This window comes from Pseudomonas sp. S2_C11 (assembly GCF_054668395.1).
In genome coordinates this window covers 2,440,351-2,461,417 of sequence record NZ_CP162765.1, presented here as the reverse complement: position 1 = coordinate 2,461,417, position 21,067 = coordinate 2,440,351, and the positions used below count along the sequence as shown (strand labels likewise).

Annotated in this window: 16 protein-coding genes; 6 read left to right on the top strand and 10 right to left on the bottom strand. The window is 59.7% G+C overall.

From position 1 onward, the window contains the following. Positions 1–43: 43 nt before the first annotated feature. The 3 genes from AB4N48_RS11130 to AB4N48_RS11120 are packed head-to-tail and all read right to left on the bottom strand — an operon-like array spanning position 44 to position 4,835. Positions 44–2,446, bottom strand: coding sequence for an aldehyde dehydrogenase family protein (locus AB4N48_RS11130; protein ID WP_460095437.1), 2,403 nt, complete (start codon positions 2,444–2,446; stop codon positions 44–46). A gap of 1 nt (position 2,447) precedes the next feature. Then, positions 2,448–3,578: a LuxE/PaaK family acyltransferase gene (locus AB4N48_RS11125; protein WP_460095436.1), complete on the bottom strand. Its 1,131-nt coding sequence runs from the start codon at positions 3,576–3,578 to the stop codon at positions 2,448–2,450. Between the two features lie 9 nt (positions 3,579–3,587). Continuing rightward, entirely contained in the window at positions 3,588–4,835 is a 1,248-nt protein-coding gene (locus tag AB4N48_RS11120; protein WP_305383076.1) for an MFS transporter, read from the bottom strand. A gap of 358 nt (positions 4,836–5,193) precedes the next feature. On the opposite strand from AB4N48_RS11120, the gene AB4N48_RS11115 reads away from it, so the two are divergent. Further along, positions 5,194–5,382, top strand: a complete 189-nt coding sequence (locus AB4N48_RS11115; protein WP_041480969.1) for a hypothetical protein — start codon at positions 5,194–5,196, stop codon at positions 5,380–5,382. 9 nt (positions 5,383–5,391) lie between these two features. Here the strand turns inward: AB4N48_RS11115 and AB4N48_RS11110 are convergent, their stop codons facing one another. After that, complete coding sequence (locus AB4N48_RS11110; RefSeq protein WP_460095435.1) at positions 5,392–5,769, bottom strand: fe2+ zn2+ uptake regulation protein; 378 nt, start codon at positions 5,767–5,769, stop codon at positions 5,392–5,394. Positions 5,770–6,012: 243 nt separating this feature from the next. Between AB4N48_RS11110 and pvdQ the strand changes: the two genes are divergently transcribed. Next, positions 6,013–8,352, top strand: coding sequence for a bifunctional acylase PvdQ (pvdQ, locus tag AB4N48_RS11105; RefSeq protein WP_460095434.1), 2,340 nt, complete (start codon positions 6,013–6,015; stop codon positions 8,350–8,352). A gap of 53 nt (positions 8,353–8,405) precedes the next feature. On the opposite strand, the gene AB4N48_RS11100 is transcribed toward pvdQ, so the two are convergent. Continuing rightward, entirely contained in the window at positions 8,406–9,407 is a 1,002-nt protein-coding gene (locus tag AB4N48_RS11100; RefSeq protein ID WP_236168862.1) for a FecR family protein, read from the bottom strand. 153 nt (positions 9,408–9,560) lie between these two features. On the opposite strand from AB4N48_RS11100, the gene AB4N48_RS11095 reads away from it, so the two are divergent. Then, positions 9,561–9,830, top strand: coding sequence for a PepSY domain-containing protein (locus AB4N48_RS11095; RefSeq protein ID WP_236168861.1), 270 nt, complete (start codon positions 9,561–9,563; stop codon positions 9,828–9,830). Positions 9,831–9,901: 71 nt separating this feature from the next. On the opposite strand, the gene AB4N48_RS11090 is transcribed toward AB4N48_RS11095, so the two are convergent. Further along, entirely contained in the window at positions 9,902–14,749 is a 4,848-nt protein-coding gene (locus AB4N48_RS11090) for a dermonecrotic toxin domain-containing protein (protein ID WP_460095433.1), read from the bottom strand. 233 nt (positions 14,750–14,982) lie between these two features. Here AB4N48_RS11090 and AB4N48_RS11085 point away from each other — a divergent pair, with 233 nt between their 5' ends. Continuing rightward, entirely contained in the window at positions 14,983–16,011 is a 1,029-nt protein-coding gene (locus tag AB4N48_RS11085) for an Ldh family oxidoreductase (protein ID WP_460095431.1), read from the top strand. Between the two features lie 202 nt (positions 16,012–16,213). On the opposite strand, the gene AB4N48_RS11080 is transcribed toward AB4N48_RS11085, so the two are convergent. Further along, on the bottom strand, positions 16,214–16,531 hold the full coding sequence (locus tag AB4N48_RS11080) for an ElaB/YgaM/YqjD family protein (RefSeq protein ID WP_016774661.1): 318 nt from the start codon (positions 16,529–16,531) through the stop codon (positions 16,214–16,216). A gap of 154 nt (positions 16,532–16,685) precedes the next feature. Here AB4N48_RS11080 and AB4N48_RS11075 point away from each other — a divergent pair, with 154 nt between their 5' ends. Next, the gene (locus AB4N48_RS11075) at positions 16,686–16,940 is read left to right on the top strand and encodes a hypothetical protein (protein WP_003224595.1); all 255 of its coding nucleotides are present in this window, start codon (positions 16,686–16,688) and stop codon (positions 16,938–16,940) included. 6 nt (positions 16,941–16,946) lie between these two features. On the opposite strand, the gene AB4N48_RS11070 is transcribed toward AB4N48_RS11075, so the two are convergent. After that, positions 16,947–17,861, bottom strand: a complete 915-nt coding sequence (locus AB4N48_RS11070; RefSeq protein ID WP_460095430.1) for a LysR family transcriptional regulator — start codon at positions 17,859–17,861, stop codon at positions 16,947–16,949. A gap of 84 nt (positions 17,862–17,945) precedes the next feature. Between AB4N48_RS11070 and AB4N48_RS11065 the strand changes: the two genes are divergently transcribed. Continuing rightward, positions 17,946–18,869, top strand: coding sequence for a carbon-nitrogen hydrolase family protein (locus tag AB4N48_RS11065; protein WP_460095429.1), 924 nt, complete (start codon positions 17,946–17,948; stop codon positions 18,867–18,869). Positions 18,870–19,005: 136 nt separating this feature from the next. Here AB4N48_RS11065 and AB4N48_RS11060 read toward each other — a convergent pair whose 3' ends face one another. After that, positions 19,006–19,479: an LEA/WHy family protein gene (locus AB4N48_RS11060; RefSeq protein WP_024012900.1), complete on the bottom strand. Its 474-nt coding sequence runs from the start codon at positions 19,477–19,479 to the stop codon at positions 19,006–19,008. A 65-nt stretch (positions 19,480–19,544) separates the two neighbouring features. After that, positions 19,545–21,011 carry a nucleobase:cation symporter-2 family protein gene (locus AB4N48_RS11055; RefSeq protein WP_016774665.1) on the bottom strand — a complete coding sequence of 489 codons (1,467 nt, stop codon included), beginning with the start codon at positions 21,009–21,011 and terminating at the stop codon, positions 19,545–19,547. Positions 21,012–21,067: the final 56 nt, after the last annotated feature.

Sequence of the window (21,067 nt, the reverse complement as noted above, 5' to 3'; positions counted from 1 at the left end):
GGTGTGTTCTTCTTGATTCGAATGAGCCAGCTCACGGCAAGCGTCAGCGGCGGGAGTCAATGACCAGCGGCGTCTTGCCGCTGTGTTTGTTTCGAGCGAAGTGTTCGGGCGAGCATTGCTCGATCTGCAGCACCAGCAATCCGCTGTCGATGATGGTCGTCAGGGTCAGGTAATCGGCGAGACGTGTTTCAACGGTGGCGGCTGTAAGTTCGCAATGCAGTTGCATGCGCTCGACGCCCTCGGCGCTGTGGTCCAGATGCAACTGAAACGGCACTTGCAGCCGTGACGCCAATTCGCTCAGGGAGATAAAGTCAGTGCCGATACGCAACAACTTGCCGTGGCGTTGCAACAGTTCAAAGCGGGGCGACTTCAGCCCGCAGGCGCAGACGCCCGGGAGCCAGCGTCCGCTGTCGCCAATCTCATAACGCTGCACGCGCTGACCACCCTCGCGGGCGAGCGAGGTCACCAGCAGCCGGCCCACCTGATCATCGGCCACCGGCACATCCTCATCGAACGCGACAATCTCCAACTGCTGGATCTCGCTCATCAGATGGAAAACCCTATCCGCGGAATCCTCGCAGGCATGCCCAAGCGGACCGGCGTCGACGCTGCCGTAAATCGCCGAGCGAATGGTCGAGACGCCACAACTGCGCAGCAATTCACGGTTCTGATCGCTCAGGTGCTCGCCACCGAGAAAGACCTTTTCGACTCCGGCATAAGCACGCAGACGCTCCTGTTCATTGAGGAACAGACGATGCAGGGTGCCGGGCATACCGACCAGCACGTTGACCCGTTGGTCGATGATCAATTGGGCAATCTCCCGATAATCGTCATCAGCAGGGGCGGCCATGGGCAGGTGCGTCACCTCGAGCAATTCCAGCGCTTTGTTGAAACTGAGAAAACCGCCGTACAGCCCGCCACAGAAGAACAGGTTCATGACTCGGTCTTGTGCTGGATCCAGACCGGCAGCGAACAGGCCATCAGCGGTCGCGCGCATCTGCCGATCAAAGTCGCGATAGCTGTAGCCGGCCAGAGCAGGGGTGCCGCTGCTGCCTCCAGAGCGGAAATACAACTGCGCCTGATCGTTGATGGGCTGGGCGACGAAGGCTTCTTTGTCCATGATCGCAGCGCACGGCGTCGCCGCTGATGGTGCTGGATCGAGACTGGCCTGATTCGGCAGTTGCATGGCCGCCAGACTCACCGATACCCGTCGACTCAAACGTTGCAGCGCATAGACGCCATCATGGGGTTCACCCTCGTACCCCTCGTGAATGTTGCCGATCGGTGCGATCCGCGTGACTCCGGCAGCGATCAACGCATGGGTAAGCTCGACAATCTGCGGTTGTGCGCATACCAGCGCACAGCTTTGCAGGACGTTGCGCCACGGCAATAAGGTGGCGGGCAGCAGCGCCTGCGGCAGCGGGTGCAGCAATACGCTGCGAAACAGCGGTGAAGGTGCGAGTTGCCGATCATGGCTCCAGATCACCCGCCAGCCTGGGCCATTCCACACTTGCCCGGTGTGACCGGCAAAACTCTGACCGAGGCGGGCCATCTGCGTGTGCGTGGTAATTTGCGCAGCTTCCTGGCGTGTCGGCACCAGTGCCGGCCACTGTGCGGCGCGTCGTTGCAGGGCCTGCGCCAGGCGTTCACCGATATCGCGCAAGACTTGCGTGTCGTCGCTGTCCACCAACAGCCATTGCGGGCTGGAGCAGGCCTGCTGATCCAGTCGGCAAACTTCGTCGGCGACGGCATCAAGCGCCTCTGGCGTAGCCGATGCAGGAGTGAGATAGACGAAGCTGATGCGATGCCCCCAATCGATCCAGCGACAACCCGGCGCGAGCTGTTGCCGAATGGCTTGCAAGGCCGCTTCGCCACCCCACGCCGCGACACCATTGGCCGATTTGCATAATTGGCCGATCTGCTCGGTGCTCGCTGGAATCACCGCCACGTGACCGGCCAGTTGTCCGCTCGCATCGCAGTTCACCAACGCGCGCAACAGTCGCGCCGTCAGGCCTTGATCGCTGCGGCTGGGGCGCAACCAGTTGACGTTGCCGGCGAGCAGACTTTCCACCACCGCGCAAAAGGCCAGCAGCGGCGCGTTGGCCGGGGTGATGTGCACCACCAGCCCGAGCGGGCGCCAGGCTTCGAAGCGTGGCAGGCGATAATCGATACGGCGCAGGGAGTCGGCAGCGACGCCGAGTTCGCGCTGGCGTTTGGTCGTCAAGGCTTCAGGTTGGCAGAAATCGATCAAGGCCTGCCGTTGTTCGCTGTCGAGGGGCAGGTTCGTGCGCGAGTCACGCAGCAGCTGGGCAAAAACGGTTATCGCCTTGATGACCGTGCTGCTGTCTAGCGACGTCGCCAAACGCTGGGGCAACTTGTGTTGCAGGTCTTGCAGCGCTTGGTCGAGGCTGTAAATGTCGTGCAGTTGTCCATTTATCAAATACATTTCAGTGACTTCCCAGTAATTCGGCGGCGGCCATCGCGCAGCTTCTGCCGGCCGTGGTGCCGGCGCGGCCGTGCAGTTCGAACCAGTCGCTGGTCAATCCACAGCCGCAACTTGCGCCCGGGTGCAGCGTGGCAAGGTCGCTCATCACCACGGCGTGGGCCGGGCTTGATGAGATGTAAGGCGAGACGAAGCCGAGCAGGCCTTGTTGGCCATAGGGCAGCAGAGAAAAATCCGCCGCATCGCGAATCAGCAACCGCGAATACACCGGCACATGAAAGCGGTGACGGGCGCATTCGATGTAAGGCACCGCATGCTCGACAGCGCCGTAACCGTCGCGGCAGCGGGCGGGTTCGATGCCCAATTGCCGATGGATATGGGCATAAAACTGTTGTTTAGGAATTTCCTGCGCAGCCTGGGTTTTCCAGCCGCCGCCAAAAAAGGCCAGCGAACCGGCGGGCAATTGCACATCCTGTACAGCGGTAGCCTGCATGCGTTGCAGGGTCTGCCAGAGAAACGCCGGGAAGCCGAAAATCCGTACCGGCAAACCTTCTTCAGCGAATGACTGCAATGCGGCGATGACACCGAATACGTCGAACTGATGGCCGCTACCGGTGTTGCGCAAAGCGTAAACCACGCGATTGACCGGGGCGAACCGACAGAGAAACTGGTCGGTAAACGAAGTCCCGAGCGTAATGTGACCCTCGGGTTCGTAGCTCAGCAGCAGGTAGTTGCACGGCGTATCCGGAGTATCCCAACCGTAATGGCGGAATATCTGCGCAACCATGAACTGCGCCCGCGCCAGGCTGCGTTCGTCGTAACGCATCCGGCTTTTCTGTCCGCTGGTGCCCGACGAGGTCAGTTCCAGGGCGTCCGCCCCCGTGCTGCTGAGCAGCAAGTGTTGCTTGAAGAAACTGGCAAAGATCGGCGGCAGACGCGACCAGTCATCAAGACTGTCGAGGTCTTGCGGCGCCAATCCATGGGCGTTGAGCCAATGGGCGTAACCCGGGGTGTGGTCGCAGTGAAAGCGGCTGATTTCCTTCATCGCCCGATCAAACAGACCGGGCGCGGCTGAATCCGCGCAATAGGGTTGCTTCAACGCGCACAGCGCGTCGGCATAGGGTAGGTGAGTCATCAGTGTTCCTTACTGAGGCGAGGCCACATCAGCTGTGGTGGTTTGCAGGAGCCGGTACACCATGGGCAGGCACATCAGCCCGCCGAATGCGGCCCAGAGAGCGAAGTATTCAAGACGGCCGCCGCCACCGATGGCCGCAATCAGCGAACCGCCAAGGCCCATGACGGCGATCGAAATCATGCCGGTCAGCGCCGACACCAGACCTTTGCTGTCGTCGCTGGCAAACAGCGCCAGGCGATACACCGCCGCGTTGCTCATGCCCAGCCCGACGGCGTACAGCGACAAACTCGCCACCACCGGACCAAGCCCCGCGCCGAACAATGCGCACGCGGCCAGAAACAGAAGGCCCAGACAGAACGGCCAGAGCGCCAGTTGAATCAATTGCGTCAGCGAATGAGTCTGCAGCAAGCGGTCGAGAATCAGATTGCCGGCAATCACCGCTGAGAAAACCGGAATCTGCCACAGGCCATATTCCAGCGGCGGCAGTTCCAGCACCCGCACCAGCAGCAACGGTGCCAGGCCTATCCATGTGATCAGGGGCAGACTCATCAGGCCCAGCGCCAGACTGGCGCAGAGAAAACGCGGGTTGCCCAACAACGCGCCATAGCGCCGTGAAGTGCAACGCCAGGAGAAGGGCACACGGGGTGTTCGATGACCATCGCGGCGCTCGACGCCTACGGTTTCCGGCATCCACAGCAACAGAACGAGCCAGACCAGCGCTGCCGTGAATCCCAGCAGCAGAAAGATTTCCCGCCAGCTCAGCCATTCCAGCAACAGGATCCCCAGTAGCGGCCCGAGCAGCGGCGATAACAACGCAACATTGCCGAGCAACGCCATCAGCCTGACGGCGTCCGCTTCACAGAACACCTCCTGTAGCGCCGGATAGCTGACTGCGACGACAAACCCCAGACCCATGCCTTGCAACAGCCGCAACAGGTTGAACGCTCCAATACTGTCGGTGAAAAAAGCTGCCGCGCACGACAATCCGAACAGCGCGCTGCCCGACAACAACAGTGGTCGTCGGCCGTATTGATCGGACAACGGGCCGAGCAACCATTGCAGGCACACGCCACCCAACAGATACAGGTTGAAGGCATGGGGAACATGCCGCACGTCCGCGTCGAGGTCGGTGGTGACATCCAGCATCGCTGGCATGATCACATCGCTGGCCATGTAAGTGAGCAGTTCGAAAGCGGTCAGCGCCAGACAGAAACCCGCAACCTGTCTGGGGCCGATATTGATAAGTGTTCTCTGCATGAACATCCCTGTTTTATGAGTGGTAGGAAGTTCGCAGAGCCTAGGCGCAGGCGCACAGCCGACCTAGCCGTTTGCTGCGTCAGCAGATTTCAAAAACTTACGGCATGTTTAAAGGATTGGCGCGGCGTGAAACCTGTTTACCTGGCTGCCATTGCGGCGCAAACAACGATGCCCGCGTCAGTGCGGGCATTGTTTGCGCTGGATCAGGGAGGGCGGGCATGTCTCAGGGTTGGGTGCCCATGCAGCCAAAAAACCTCAGGGGCGGTAACATGAGCACCCGTTTGCCCCGGCGCATCCCCCTCATCCGGGAAACGCTCGGCGCGCAACCGGCTACATTTCAATGTTTCAGGAAACCGCAATGACCCAGAAGCAACGCTTGATTTATTCGATTCTGATCGCTCTGTCGGTACTGGCGATCATGCTGGGCCTGTCCTGGCTGCAGAATGCCGGCATGATCACCGAGAAGACTTTCCAGTACGTGGCAATCGGCGTGGCGGTCGTGGTGGTCATCATCAACGGCGTGATGCGCCGCAAGGTCAAGCCCTGAAGGCGAGCCTCATTCGTGGTTGAGGACCGCAGCAGCCTGCGGGTGCAGGCTGTAACTCTTGTCGGCGTTGAAGGTGATCACGCCTTCGGCGCACAAGCGTTTAAGCACTTCTCGCACGCTGAGAAACGACAGCGGCACGTCCAGATCGAGCAACTGGCTATGTACGCCACGTACGCCCAGGCGACGATTGCTCTGTGCCGCCACCAGCAGCGCGTCGATGACTTTCAGGCGAATCAGGCTGGTGCGCAGGCCGAAGCTCTTCAGTAGCACGCGAATACGCTCATTGCCCGGACGCTCGCCGCGCTGGCTGAAATTGCCGGTGTGCGAACTCATGGAAACGCCCTGTGGCGTCTGGCTACCGTCCGTTGGTAGTTGCGAGTTGTGCATGCGATTACTCCTTTTCAGAGCCAGATCGGGAAAGGTTTTGTTGCGCTCTCTAAACAAGACGTTTCAGCACGACAAATCATGAAAGAAAAGATGTAGAAATTTCGTCGCTAATTCGTCTCAGCCTTGTGATGACGGCATTGCCCCAATGGGCTACCCGCTAAATTTTTTCCCTCAGCTTCGTTTCTTCGACAGGCTCATTGCGCGTGGACGCAGGGGCAATCGACCTTTCGATCAGGAGCGAGCGTGATTATTTCCAGGCAACTTACCGGGCTGGCCCTCGCCAGCACCTTGTTCGGGCTGAGCCTGTCGGCCCATGCACTGAGCCCGGCTGCACAAACCAGCGCCGATATTCGCCGCACCAGTTTCGGCGTGCCGCACATTCGCGCCGAAAACGAACGCGGTCTGGGTTTCGGCATCGGTTACGCCTACGCCCAGGACAATCTGTGCCTGCTGGCCAACGAGATCGTCACGGTCAATGGTCAGCGCTCCCAATATTTCGGCCCGGAGCAGTTCACTGTTGAACAACGGCAAAACCGCGTCAGTGATGTGTTCTTCACCTGGCTCAATACCCCTGAAACAGTCAAAGAATTCTGGCAGGCACAACCGGCGCAGGTGCATGATCTGGTTGAAGGCTACGCCGCCGGTTACAACCGCTATCTGGCTGAACGCCGTCAGCAAGGGTTGCCGCAGCAATGCCAGGGCGAGTGGGTACGTGACATCAGCGCCGAGGATCTGGTCAAACTGACGCGGCGCCTGCTGGTTGAAGGCGGGGTGGGGCAGTTCGCCGAAGCCCTTGCTGGCGCGACGCCGCCGCAAGTGACCGCGCAGGTGAAGCACGACACCGAGGCGTTCCAGTTGGCCGACGCGCGTCAGCAACGTTTTGCTCTGGATCGCGGTAGCAACGCTGTGGCGGTCGGCAGCGAGCGCTCGTTCAATGGCCGTGGCATGTTGCTGGCCAACCCGCATTTCCCATGGGTCGGGGGGATGCGCTTTTATCAGATGCACCTGACCATCCCCGGCAAGCTTGATGTGATGGGCGCCGCTTTGCCGGGATTGCCGATGATCAATATCGGTTTCAACCAGCATCTGGCCTGGACCCACACCGTCGATTCGTCGAAACACTTCACCTTGTATCGCCTGCAACTTGATCCAAAGGATCCGACTCGGTATTTGCTCGATGGCAAGTCGCTGCCGCTGAACAAACAGACGGTTACCGTGCAGGTCAAGCAGGCTGACGGACAGGTCGTAGCGGTTGCGCGCGACATCTACAGCTCGCAGTTCGGCCCGATCGTGCAATGGCCGGGCAAGCTCGACTGGGACAGGCAATATGCCTACAGCTTGCGCGATGCCAACCTCGACAACGACCGCGTGCTCGAACAGTGGTATGCGATGAACCAGGCCAGCAATCTCAAGGATCTGCAAGACGCGGTGCACAAGATCCAGGGCATTCCGTGGGTCAACACCCTGGCAGTGGATGACAAGGGCCAGACGCTGTACATGAACCTGTCGGTGGTACCGAACGTAAGCGCGGAAAAACTGGCCAAGTGCAGCGACCCACGCCTCGGTCTGCGCATGATCGTGCTGGACGGTTCCAACAGCGGCTGTGCCTGGGATGTCGATCCGCACGCGGCGCAGAAGGGCATCTTCGCTTCCAGCCAGTTGCCGCAATTGCTGCGCAGGGATTTCGTTCAGCACTCCAATGATTCGGCATGGCAGGCCAACCCGGCTCAACCGCTCACCGGCTATTCACCGCTGATCAGTCAGGAAGGACAACCGCTGGGCCTGCGCTCACGATTCGCGCTTGATCGTTTGGCTGAACTGAGCAAGAAAGGCCCGCTGGCAGTCAAGGATCTGCAGCACATGGTCATGGACGATCAGGTCTATCTGGCCGCGCAGGTCATGCCCGATCTGCGGAAGTTCTGCGGCGCCGATCTGGGCAGCGATGCCGCGACACTCAAGTCCGCGTGCGCCAGCCTCAAAGCCTGGGACGGCCGCGCAAATCTGGATTCCGGGCTCGGTCTGGTGCATTTTCAGAACATCATGCAGGCGCTGCTTGAATCAGCGGATATCTGGCGTGTTGCATTCAATCCGGCAGATGCGCAACACACTCCTCGCGGCCTGGCAGTCGAACAACCTGCCGTCGCCAAAGCACTGCGTGAAGCGATGCTCGCGTCGGTTGAGCGGGTCGCAAAAATGGGCCTGAAACCCGACACGCGCTGGGGTGATGTCCAGGTGGTCAGCAGCGGCGGGCAGCAAACGCCGATTCATGGCGGGCCGGGGACGCTGGGCATCTACAACGCGATGCAAAGCGTGCCCCGCGAAGACGGCAAACTTGAAGTGGTCAGCGGCACCAGCTATCTGCAAGTTGTGAGCTTCGATGAAAAAGGCCCGCACGCCCAAGGACTGTTGGCGTTCTCGTTATCCAGTGATCCGATGTCGAAATACTCGCGGGATCAGACTGCTGCATTTTCGAAGAAGCAGTGGAGTGTTCTGCCGTTCACCGAACAGCAGATCCAGGCGGATCCGCAATATCAGGTGCAGACGATCAAGCAGGATCAGGCAGGGAAGGTGGCAGCGCAGTAAAACAGTCACAGCTCGAAACAAACGAAGGCCGCCTCCCGCAAGGGACGCGGCCTTCAGCTTTTCGGCGGGCGTTGCGGCATCGAATTGATTACCGGGTTGCCTTCCTTGTTGCGCGTCAAATAGACCGGCAGCACTTTCGGCAGGCTGTTGGCGAGGTGGTTCATCTCTTTGATGTTGTAGACGCCGCCCACGCGGATCGCGCCGGTATTGGTGTCGGCCAGCATCAACGGCTTGTCGAGGTAACGGTTGATCAGCGGCAGGGCGTCGTGCAGCGCAAGGTTGTCGAGCACCAATCGGCCGCTGCGCCACGCCAGCGAAGTATCGCCAGGGTAGGTCTGACTGATTTGCGGCGCGTAATCGCCATGCCGGTAGCGCGCCTGCATCGAGGGACTGAGGCGCAGACCGTCGCCAGGCAAGTCGCGATTGCTGCTGACCAGCACCGAACCTTCGATCAGATTGACCCGCACCTGATCTTCGTACATCCACACATTGAACCGCGTACCGGTCACGCGGATCTTGCCGTCGCCGGCGCGAACCACGAATGGATGAGACGCGTCATGGCTGACATTAAAAAACGCCTCGCCCTTGTTCAGGGTGACGCGACGTTCATGTTTGTAATTGCTGAAGCTCAGGTCGGTGTGCAGGTTGAGTTCTAGCTGGCTGCCGTCACTCAGGGTGATCTGACGCACACTGTCGGTGGCGGCGTAATGCTGATAACTGTCAGGCACCCAGCCCAGACTCCAGCCGCTGTAGGCCGCGAGTGGCAAGGCGAGGGCGCAGGCGCCAGCAATGACCGCGAACTTGCGCCACGAACGCGAAGGCTTGCGCTGCGCCGCGAGTGCCTCGGGCTCGGTTCGAGGCAGATCTCCGGCGACTTCCCAGATTTCTTGCATGGCTTCGTATTCGAAGGCATGCAAAGGATGTGCAGCGTGCCAGGTCTCAAATGCGCGACGCTCCTCGTCCGTGCAGTCAGCGGCGTGCAGACGCATGCACCAGTGCGCGGCGGCATCGGTGATCGCATCGTATTCGGCTTCCGAGAGAGTGTCTTGGGTCATTGACTCGTCCTGATTTCGCTCATTCTAACCTCGCCGGCAGGCTGCCGAGAACATCCGTCATGGCATTTACCCATCAACGTGGAACTTATTTTTCCCTGTGGCGCCCAAAAAAACAGGAAGCAACTGCCTACTATCCATAAATGGAGTGAAAAAATGATCAAAAATACATTCGCAGCCCTGATTGCCACTGCCGGTCTGCTCAGCGCCGGTGCCGCCTTGGCGGACAAGCCGGGCGCAGGCTGGATCACCATCGAAAAAGCCATCGAGGTCGCCAAGACCAAAGCCGGCTATGTCGAAGTCTATGAGATCGGCGCCGATAATGATGGCTACTGGGAAGGCAAAGGGCGCAAGGCCGATGGCACCGCCTACGAGTTCCGCATCGACGGCGCCTCGGGCAATGTGCTGCGCGAACAGAAGGACTAACCGACCGTAATCACTTTTGAATCTGGTCATGAGCAATGCGCTGGCGTTACGCCGGCGCATTTTTTTTGTCGTCACGCCAGCGCTTGCGAGGATCCCGCCTGATCTGCAACCGGCGCCGATAGCGGTATGGGCGCGGGAAGCGGGTCGAGCTGGCGCCCCAGTTCGCTGATGAGCAGGGCGATCGAGTCGGCGTTGGCGAGCATCACGTCGACCCGCGCATCTGCTGAAACAGGACTGCGAAACGCTCGGCGCGCGTCTGCAAGGTTTGTGGTTTTGGTAAGGCTGAGGATTTTCAGGTAATCCGCGGCATGCGTCGGCATTTTGTCCAGATCGGTCCAGACGTGGTTATCGGATTTCACCGCAAACAGGTGCGAGAGATTGCCGTAGCGCGACAATAACCTGCGATAACGTTCAAGCGAGTCCTTGGCCGCTTGCCCCTCTGCCGTCGTCGTGTCGATAAGGTCGAGATAAGGCCCCATGGCCTGGACCGTCACCAGATCTTCGCTGTCGCAAACCAGATGCGAGAGTTCATGGATAATCGTTACCGCGCGTGCGTGTGAATCAACATTGAATCGAGGAGGCAGATGGGCGGTGTATTTGTCCATTCTGGGATTGAAAAAAACCTCGGTGAGATGAATTATTTTTTGTTTGTCCTGTTTGAAAACGAAAGCAACGGTATTGGCGCTGCCAGGCCCATTCAGACCAGTAAAGAAGCGCTCGGTGTAGAGCAAATCATCTTTTGGGTTCGTCAATTCCTGGCAGACAGGAATTATCACTTTCTCGAGTTTTGTGAGCAGCAAGGGCGTTACCTCATGCACCTCGAAGAACTCCTTCAAAACCGTCTCCAGCCGTGTGCCCGCAGGATGGCTGCGCTGTGTAACGTAGTTATGCAGGCAGTTGACTGCGTATTCTCTTGCACGGTTTACGGCTTGCTGTATCACGAACGCCCTGGCCGGATAGCGACGGTGGATCTGGGCCATGCCTCTGGCCTGGATATACATTTCTATTGAGCGGTTTTCCTCGACTTCATGTTGAGCAGGGTCACGACGTTTTGATCGGCAGCGATGAACCGGCTGGCTGGCGCTTGCAACAACCAGACGGGCATTTTTCTCTTCGAGTGCCGGCCCCTGACTGCCGTCTTTTTTGCGCAAATACCAGTCTTTTTCGACCTGGACTGCCGGATACACCTTGCCGGCAATGGCGGCGTATTTCTGCGTCGTCGACGAATCCCCATAGACCAGCTTATTGGCATCAAGCTTGAGGGATTCCAGCGCCGTACTGCTTTCAAAGGGCTGCAGATCAATCCGAGCGGGCGTGACGGGCGACACCTTTGCCCAGCGAGAGGAGACTTGCACCGTTGTGGCTGTACCCGCAGGTGCTTGCGCCTCTGCGGCGAATTCGGAGCCGGCCGTTTCTGCCTCGCTTTCCCATGACAGACGTCCCAGGCTGAAGAGGGTAATCGCCCCTGCGATGAAGCTTTTCAGGGCATTTGCCCAGTGGTGATCCTGAAGGCCTTCGGCGGACGCCTTGAAGTCCTGGTAGCTTCGCCACAGAAAAAAACCGGACGCGAGTTTGCCCGGTAGCAAATGTGGCACCAGGCGCACGCCGTGACTGAAGAGAAACTTCACCGCTTCCCAATCCGCTTGGCCATTGATCTGTGGCTGGCTGCGCAACAGTTGCGGCAGAAGACGCAGAGTGTCCTGGTGAAACCGCTCGAGCACGTTGCCATTGATGGGCGCGCCATGAAGAGTGATTTCACTGTCTTTGCCGATCGTTGTTTTCAACAGGCTCTTGAATATCGCCTGCTGAGCTTCAGGCAGACGCCGGATGATCAAATCCTGGAAGTGCCCGGGGGTATTCAGTGCCTCGATCAGCTGCGCTTCGTTTTCGAATTCGCGAAACACATACCTGGAGTAAGGCGCATAGAGGATCCGGGGGCCTGTTTGCCCTGCGCCCGGACCGAAGACATACAAACCGAGTGTGTCGACGCAATCAGCGCCTGGGGTCTTGATCAACGATAGCGGACAGGCGATGGCATGAACGCCCTCGACCGCAGCGCGCGCTATCGCGTCGGGCATGTCGAGGACCTGGCAAATGTAGTCATAGCCGGTATCCGAGAGCTGTTGCTGCAATTTCATCGAGTGGGCGTGTTGCATCAGTTGCCAGGGCAACTGGCGCAAGAATCGTTCTTTGCTGGTGCGAGCAGACGGGCTGTCGGCTGACAGCGCTTCGGTGACTTTCGCGGTGTAGGTGGTAGCAACATCAAGAGATTGCAGTAATTGCCGTACCGCGGCCTGGGCAAACTCTTTTGGTAAGGCTGTGGCCGTTGTCGAGGCGACTTTGAAACCGCTGCCCTGCACGACGTTGTAGTGATGCAAGGCAAATTCCAGCAAGTTGCAGGCAGGGCCGGCCAATATCAGATTGGGGGTGATCCGGATGTCCTGTGGCTTGAGCCCGTTGCCTGGAAAGCGGGCATCGAGCAGGGTTTTGAGGGTCTGCTCGATATGAGTGGCCAGCGCCGGGACCTCATCGAGGAAATCCTTGCCATCGATGAACGCATGCCGCAGTTCATCCAGCAGCGCGAGTTGCGTGCGTTGCTCCGCCGCCGAGGCCATTCGCAACCAGTCCGGGTAATCCAGATGACGCGAAAGGGTTCTTGCAAGATCGATCGCGCGTCGCAGGTTGGTATCGATGACAGCATTCTTCATTTGATCAAGGAAGCTCGCCAATGTCTTTGGCTCCTTGATGCAAACTCGCAGCAGTTCACATTCCGCCAGGAACTGTTCAATGGCAGATTGCATGCGGTCTCGGGAGACACTGCCATTAATCAATTGAAACTCGCCCAGTGTGTATTGCTGGTCCAGTCTGTGTTGCGCCTTTGGCAGATTTTCCAGCAGCGTGTGACTCTGATTGTTGTCGTCCAGTCGTTGTTGCAATTGCTTTTGCGCATTGGCGATGTCGTCAAACAGCTCCAGGCCCAGGGCCGGTGTCCAGAGGATGGCGCGCCCGGAATGTTTCACGTCCATGCCGCCGCGCTCGGTCAGCAGCACACAGTGAGCGAGCGGCAGCGCAGCGTTGGGCTCGGTTCCGTTGAGGGTCAGTGACCAGGCATCGGGGCGAAAACCATTGAGTGACTGGCGGTCCCTGCGTGTCGGGTGCCTGGAATCGAACACGGTGTCGACGATCTTTCGTTCCGCCTCCAGCCATGACCCGCTGAGGCTGCGCAGGTACGCCTCACCACGCAGGCCGTCTTCGAATGCCTGGGCCAGTTTCCACAGAATGCCTTCGAGAAAGACGCGCTGTTCTGCGGCGTGCGCGGTCGGCTGGTCTTTGAAGTGGCTGGTCAGATTATCCAGCGTCCGCCCCAGAAGTGCCGCCTGCTGCGCAGCCTTGTCTGCCTGCACGAGTGACGATGGCGGTGTACTGGTAAACAACGGCCGGGTACTCCAGCGCTGATTGACGTCGAGCTTGAGCAGCCGTTCATGAATCATTGAGCGGATATCCAACGCCTTGTCGAAGAGCGCATGGATGTCAGTGGTGCGCTCGCTCTGACGAAAACGCTGCAGAACGAATTCAACGTTCTGACGTTGCTTGGTGATGATGGTCTCGAACAGCGTCGTCATGATCTCACCGCCAATGTTTTCCCCGGATACCTGTGCGTTAGTGAAGCCAAGGTAGCGATTGCGCTCTTGCAGGTTCATCAGCCCGTACAGCTCGTCTTCGTGCCCGGCAGCTCGCAGTTTGGCGGTCAGTGTCTGTTTGAGGTCGGCGTAGTCGGTGAGTACCTGCAGGCCCTGGCTGGGCGTATAGAGATAAGCCTTGTCATGATTGATCATCAGCGAACCGGCCAGCTCGACACAGGCTGTCTCTTCGCTCAGGCACACGGTTTCGAACGTTGGCCGCCGCACTGCAACGCTTGGCTCACGGACCAGACAGTGCAGGGCGTCGAATTCGCTGGCAGTGAGGATCTGCGTTTCGCGCTTGATCATCAGATCGGCTCGCGCTTGATCCTGTAGCGTCTGGCTGAAGAAAGTACGTCTGGGCGAGCCCTCGAATGAGGCGCCATTCCAATAGATCTCAAGCTGCCGAAACAACAGCATGGTCAATTTTCCCGATGCGGACTCGATCGCATGGGTCCAGGCAGACTGATCGTCTTCGCTGACCGAACGAGCGGGATGGGTAAATTCTACGGTCTGACCGTGCGGCCAGCCCTGGCGATGAAAGTGCAGCAGCAGCGCCTCACTGAGCGACAGCGCGTCGACCCACTGTTTGTCCGCAGAGGAGGTCGCCGAATAGAAACCGACCCGGGTTAGCGACTGTTGCAACGCGCCAAAATGCCCTTCGAGCAGTTCGTCGAGAATCTTTTCCAGCAGCGTTGCAAGGGATGGCAGGCGTTTGAGCTCGTCCAGCAGGTCACGGGCGCACCTCTCCAGAGAGTCGCCGATTGCCAATTGCTGGTCCTCGAACACATCACCTTCGATGGTTTCGCAAGTCAGAGTGATACCCCGTTTTTCCACCAGTTCCTTGCGCAATGAAACCGAGAGGAAAGCCAGCAGATCATCGTTTTCCCTGGCGTTGTCGAGGCGTTTCTGCAGGGCATCAGTCAGGGCTTGCCGGTCAGCGAATTTTTTCAGGCCATCGTAGGGCGTATAGAGAAACACGCCGTTGTCATCCGGCCCTGCGCTGAGTATGAAGCTGCCTGCCAGCGGCAAGGCCAGTTGCTTGTCGGCGTTGAGCAGGATGCGTTCGGCCAGCATTGGCGGGGTTTGCTTGTTGCGCAGTGATTGCGTAGCGAGTTGCGCATGTGCAAGCCAGTCGAAGTCTTTGCTGTTGAGACCGTGTGCCGGACCGAGGTCAGCGTGCAGGCCGGGTGAATCGAATATCACTGGAAACAACAGCGGGGCAGTCGGGGTGGACATCATTGCAACTCAGAACGGGCGCCATCGGGCTGGAACTCAACAGTAGATGCGCAGGCTGGAGAACTTGCGGTAGATAGTTACCGCACCCGCTGACAGTGAAATGTGCATCTGGGCGCGCCAGCGGATGCCGATCAATCGAAGGGTTGACAGCTGGCAGCTCGGGCGCGGTTAATCGGTGGGCAAAAATCGACCGTACGCTGTTGTTCCCTCCAATAATCATTCTGGAGCTTCAGATGTCTGCGCCACACGATCATGCTTCGTCCACAGTGTCCCTCGAGGCGCTGACGCAACTGCTTGAAACGATTTTTCTGCGCCACGGCACTTCCAGCGAAGTCGCCCGGGTGCTGGCCGCCAACTGCGCCAACGCCGAACGCGACGGCGCTCACAGTCATGGCGTGTTTCGCATCCCCGGTTATGTCTCGACGCTGAAAAGCGGCTGGGTCAATGGCCATGCCGTGCCACAGGTTGAAGATGTCGCGCCGGGGTTTGTCCGGGTTGACGCTGGCAACGGTTTTGCCCAGCCAGCGTTGGCAGCGGCCCGACCACTGCTGATCGAGAAGGCGCGTCATGCCGGGATCGCGGTGCTGGCGATTCGCAACTCGCATCATTTCGCCGCTTTGTGGCCGGATGTCGAGCCCTTCGCCGACGAAGGTCTGGTGGCGCTGAGCGTGGTCAACAGCATGACCTGCGTGGTGCCCCATGGCGCTGATCGGCCATTGTTCGGTACCAATCCGATTGCCTTCGCCGCGCCAAGGGCCAACGCCGCGCCGATTGTGTTCGACCTTGCCACCAGCGCCATCGCCCATGGCGATGTGCAAATTGCAGCCCGTAAAGGTGAAAAACTCCCGGCCGGCATGGGTGTCGACAGCCTCGGCCAGCCGACCCAGGACCCCAAAGCGGTTCTCGAAGGCGGCGCCTTGTTGCCGTTCGGCGGGCACAAAGGCTCGGCGCTGTCGATGATGGTCGAGTTGCTGGCGGCGGCATTGACCGGCGGCAATTTCTCATTCGAGTTTGACTGGTCCAACCATCCCGGCGCGAAAACCCCGTGGACAGGTCAGCTGTTGATCGTCATCGACCCGAGCAAAGCGGCGGGGCAGAGCTTTGCCCAGCGCAGCGAGGAATTGGTACGGCAGATGCACGGGGTCGGGCTCAAGCGGCTGCCGGGGGATCGCCGGCATTTGCAGCGCAGTCGTTCAATGGCGCAAGGGATCGTACTGGATGAGCAGACGCTGGGGCAGTTGCGGGAGTTGGCGGGGGAGTGAGTCTTTTGTTGTTCTGACGATTGCAGTGACAAGGTCAAAAGCCCCTCACCCTAGCCCTCTCCCGGGGGGAGAGGGGACTGACCGCGTGGTTTGAGCGAGGTACGCCGCTTGGGATACCGAGTTGAATTCAGTAATCGAAAAGCAAAGCGGTTGGCATAAAAAAAGCGAACCGGAAGGCTCGCTTTTTTTATAGCGCTGGAACTCAGCGACGGCCGAGCAGCAGGCCCACCACCAGGCCGAAACCGGCGGAGATCGCCACGGTTTGCCAAGGGTGACCACCGATGTAGTTTTCGGTGGCTTCGACGGCGGGTTTGGTGCGATCGCGCACGCTGGATACCGAATCCAGTGCCAGCTGCAGTTTCTGGGCGATTTGTGCACGCAGTGTTTCTGCTTCTTCGCCGACCAGTGAAGCGCTGCTCTTGAGCAGTTTGTCCGATTCTTCGATCAGAGCCTGAAGCTCGCTGAAAGCTTGATCCTTGATTTGCTCTTCGGCAGCTTGCGAGGCGGTTTTACGGGCCATTGGGTGACTCCTTGCAGGTGAATGGACAGTGACCAATGGAGTGTAGCGGCAGGCCAAAAGTTGCATGTCATTCGTGGAGAAGGGAAAAACCTGCACCGGAGATTTCCATCGAGCGTGTAAGATGTCGCCATTTTACGCAGCAGGATAAATCCCCATGAGTTTCAATCTGGCCGACAAATCCCTCGCAGAGCGCGCAGCGCTGGAAGATGAGAAATCCCGTCTGTTCGAACTCTGGCAGAACAATCTGGGCAAAGCCAAAGGCGAAGCCGCGCGCTTGTTTGGGGAGCGCTCCAAGCGCAAGGGCAAATGGGCGGAGTGGGTCCGCGCCGAACTGGACGGCATGTCGCCGCCGGAGTTCGCCAACATGGTGCGCAGTGAAGTCAATCGCCTGATGGCGGCGAACAAATAATCCGCTTCACGCCTGGCTGAACGTGGCGGCAATCGCCTCGCGAACCTTGAACAGCACCGGATCGATCTGCGTGCTGGTGCGCCAGCCCAGTTCCACCGGATAGCGCGGTAAAGCCAAAGGGCAGGGCAGCAACGCCAGCCCGCTCAGCGCCGCGATGCTTGCGGCGGCATGGGCCGGGATGGTCGCCACCGCCTGACTGCCCTTGAGCAGGAAGGGCAGCGGGGCGAAATGCGTGGTCGACGCGCAGACTCGCCGGCTCAAGCCCACTGCCGCCAATCCCTCATCGGTGATACCGATAAAGCCGCCCGACGACACCAGAATGTGCTCGCGTTCAACGAACTCTTGCAACGCGATCTGCTGTTGGCCTGGCGCGAGACTGGCAGGGTCGACCAGACACGCATATCCGCCTTCCCCCAACACCTGACGACTGAGCAGGCGCTCGGAAAAGCCGCCGGCAGTGATCGCCAGGTCGATGCTGCGTTCCATCAGCGCGCGGGCAACGATCTGGCTGTGGGTCTGGCGAAATATCAACCGCAGCTTCGGCGCACGGCGGGCGATTTCCTCGATCAAGTGGCGCCCGTAGGCAATTTCAAAATCATCTGACAGACCGATCGCCACCGAGCGTCCTTCGTATTGATTGGCCGCCGGATCGAGCATGGCCAGACTTTGCCGGCATTTGTTGAGCGCATCGCTGATCACCGGTTTCAGCTGATTGGCTTGCAGGGTCGGCGCCAGTCCGCGCCCGGTGCGCACGAACAACTGATCGCCATACACCTCACGCAAGCGGCGCAATGCCGCGCTGACTGCCGATTGCGTTACGCCCAGGCGCAGGGCGGCGCGACTGGCACTGGATTCGTCGTGCAGCGCTTCGAAGACTTTCAGCAGGTTGAGGTCAATGTCGGCGATATTCATTTGGCTCATATCATTCAGCAGTCGGCAGGGCTTTATTCATGATCGCGTGACGCCGGAGAATCGGCAACACCTGAACCTGATGGAGTAAATACGATGGCCAGATCCATAGTGGCGGCGTTGCAGATCGGTGCCTTGCCCGGCGGCAAAGGCGAAACCCTTGAACAGATCCTTGCTTGGGAAGACGCAATCCGCGAATCCGGCGCCGCGTTGGTGGTGATGCCGGAAGCCCTGCTCGGTGGCTACCCGAAAGGCGAGGGCTTCGGCACCCAATTGGGCTACCGACTGCCCGAGGGGCGTGAGGCCTTTGCGCGTTATTTTGCCAACGCCATTGATGTACCGGGCGCGGAAACCGACGCGCTGGCCGGATTGTCAGCGCGCACCGGGGCCAATCTGGTGATCGGCGTAATCGAGCGCGCTGGCAGCACGTTGTATTGCACGGTGCTGTATTTCGATCCGCAGGCCGGGCTGCTCGGCAAACACCTCAAGCTCATGCCCACCGGCACCGAGCGACTGATCTGGGGCAAGGGTGACGGCTCGACGCTGCCGGTGTTCGACACCCAGGTCGGCAAGCTTGGCGCCGTGGTCTGCTGGGAAAACATGATGCCGCTTCTGCGCACGGCGATGTATGCCAAGGGCGTTGAGGTCTGGTGCGCGCCGACCGTGGACGAGCGCGAGATGTGGCAGGTCAGCATGCGCCACATCGCCCACGAAGGCCGCTGTTTCGTGGTCAGCGCCTGTCAGGTGCAGGCCTCGCCGGATGATTTGGGGGTGGAGATTGCCAATTGGCCGGGTGATCGACCGTTGATTGCCGGTGGCAGCGTGATCGTCGGTCCGATGGGCGATGTGCTGGCGGGGCCGTTGCGCGGGGAAGCGGGCTTGCTCACGGCGGAAATCGACACTGATGAACTGATCCGCGCGCGGTATGACTACGATGTGGTCGGTCACTACGCGCGGCCGGATGTCTTCGAGTTGACCGTTGATGAGCGTGCGAAGCCGGGGGTGCGGTTCAACTCCTGACCTTGATACTTGTTTTGAACCTGTGGGAGCTGGCTTGCCAGCGATGGGGCCATGTCAGTCGACATCTTTTTGGCAGATGCACCGCTATCGCTGGCAAGCCAGCTCCCACAGGGATCGGTGCGCGATCAGAAAACTTTTACCAGGTCGCCGCACTCGCCTTGGGCAGGCTCAACTTGCCGCTGTCGGTAAAGCGCATCGTGCCAAACAACCCGCCCGCCAGTTTGCCGCGCAGCACGTAGGGCAGATTATCGAGGCTTTGCGTCTGGCTCAGCCCCAATGTCTGGCGCAGCACCGAGAACGCCGAGACGCTGACCGGCACCGTGACAATGGCTTCAGAGAAACGCGGGATCGAGCCGCTCTGATCGCTCACACCCGAAGCCAGCGAATGACCATTGACCTCCAGATCCAGGGCGATGCCGTTGTAATCGATCGCCGTTTCATTGGGGTTCTGTACGCGCAGCTTGATCGCGAAGCGTACTTCCAGTTCCTGGCTGGGTAACGGTTCGAGGCCGACCACGTTGATGTTCACCGGATCGCGGTTGGGAAACAGCGCGCAGGCGCTGAGCGACAACAGCAGAAGCGACAGGATGACGGCGTGGACGCGGCGCATAAAAATCTCTCGACAAAAAAAGGGCTGAACCGTCGCCGGTGCAGCCCTTTTTTCGAGGCGTGACGTCAGCGGTTCAACTGTGCGACAGCCGCCGCTTGGCCGGGTTCACCTTTGGCGGCGACGTCGGGGTTTTCCATGACCTGCAGAATCGACGCTTCCGGGTCGAAATCATCTTCTTCCAGCTCGATGAATTCTTCCGGCAGGAAGATGTTCAGCACGATAGCGCACAACGCACCGACAGTGATTGGCGATTCGAAGATGTTGCGCAGCGCTTGCGGCAATTCGCGCAGGACTTCCGGCACCGCCGCGATGCCCAGGCCCATGCCCAGCGAGATCGCCACGATCAGCATGTTGCGTCGATGCAGGCCGGCCTCGGCGAGGATCTTGATCCCGGCCACGGCGACGGTGCCGAACATCACCAGCTCAGCGCCGCCCAGCACCGGTTTCGGCATCAGTTGCAGCACCGCGCCGATCATCGGGAACAAACCGAGCAACACCAGCAGCCCGGCGATGAAAAACGCCACGTAGCGGCTGGCCACGCCGGTCAACTGGATCACGCCGTTGTTCTGCGCAAAGGTCACCATCGGCATGCTGTTGAACACTGCCGCCATGGCCGAGTTGAGACCATCGGCGAGCAGGCCGGATTTGATCCGGCGGATGTACAACGGGCCTTTCACCGGTTGCCGCGAGATCATCGAGTTGGCGGTCAGGTCACCAGCCGCTTCCAGCGGCGACACGAGGAAAATCACCGCCACCGGCACGAACGCCACCCAATCGAAGTTGAAACCGTACTTGAACGGCACCGGCACGCTGACCAGCGGCACTTCAGGCATCGAAGCGAAATCCACCGTGCCCATCAGCCATGCCACCACGTAGCCGAGCGTCAGGCCGATGACGATCGCGCCCAGGCGCAGAAACGGCACGTCGACTCGGTTCAGCACAACGATGGTGCCGATCACCAGCGCCGCCAGAAACACATGGCTGGCCGCGCCAAGATCTGGCGCACCGAAGCCGCCGGCGATGTCGGTCATCGCCACTTTGATCAGCGACAGGCCCATCAGCGTGATGATCGTGCCGGTGACTACCGGGGTGATCAGCATGCGCAGCTTGCCGATGAACTGGCTGAGCACCACTTCGATGAAGGCAGCGAAGAAGCACACGCCGAAGATCGTCGAGAGGATTTCGTCAGTGCCACCGCCACGCGCCTTGACCATGAACCCGGCGCTGAGAATCACACTGATAAAGGAAAAACTGGTGCCTTGCAGACACAGCAGACCGGAACCCACCGGGCCGAAGCGCTTGGCCTGGACAAAGGTGCCAAGGCCGGAGACGAACAGTGCCATGCTGATCAGGTAGGGGATTTCACTGTGCAGACCGAGGGCGCCGCCCATGATCAGGGTCGGGGTAATGATGCCGACGAAACTCGCCAGCACGTGCTGCAACGCGGCGAACACCGTGGCGGTCAGGTGCGGACGGTCGTTGAGGCCGTAGATCAGGTCGTTGTTGCGCGGGGTTTTGTCAGAGGCGGTCATGGTGATGTGCGCGCCGCAAGGCGGGGCCGGGTCAGAAAATGGGTGCGCAGAATGCC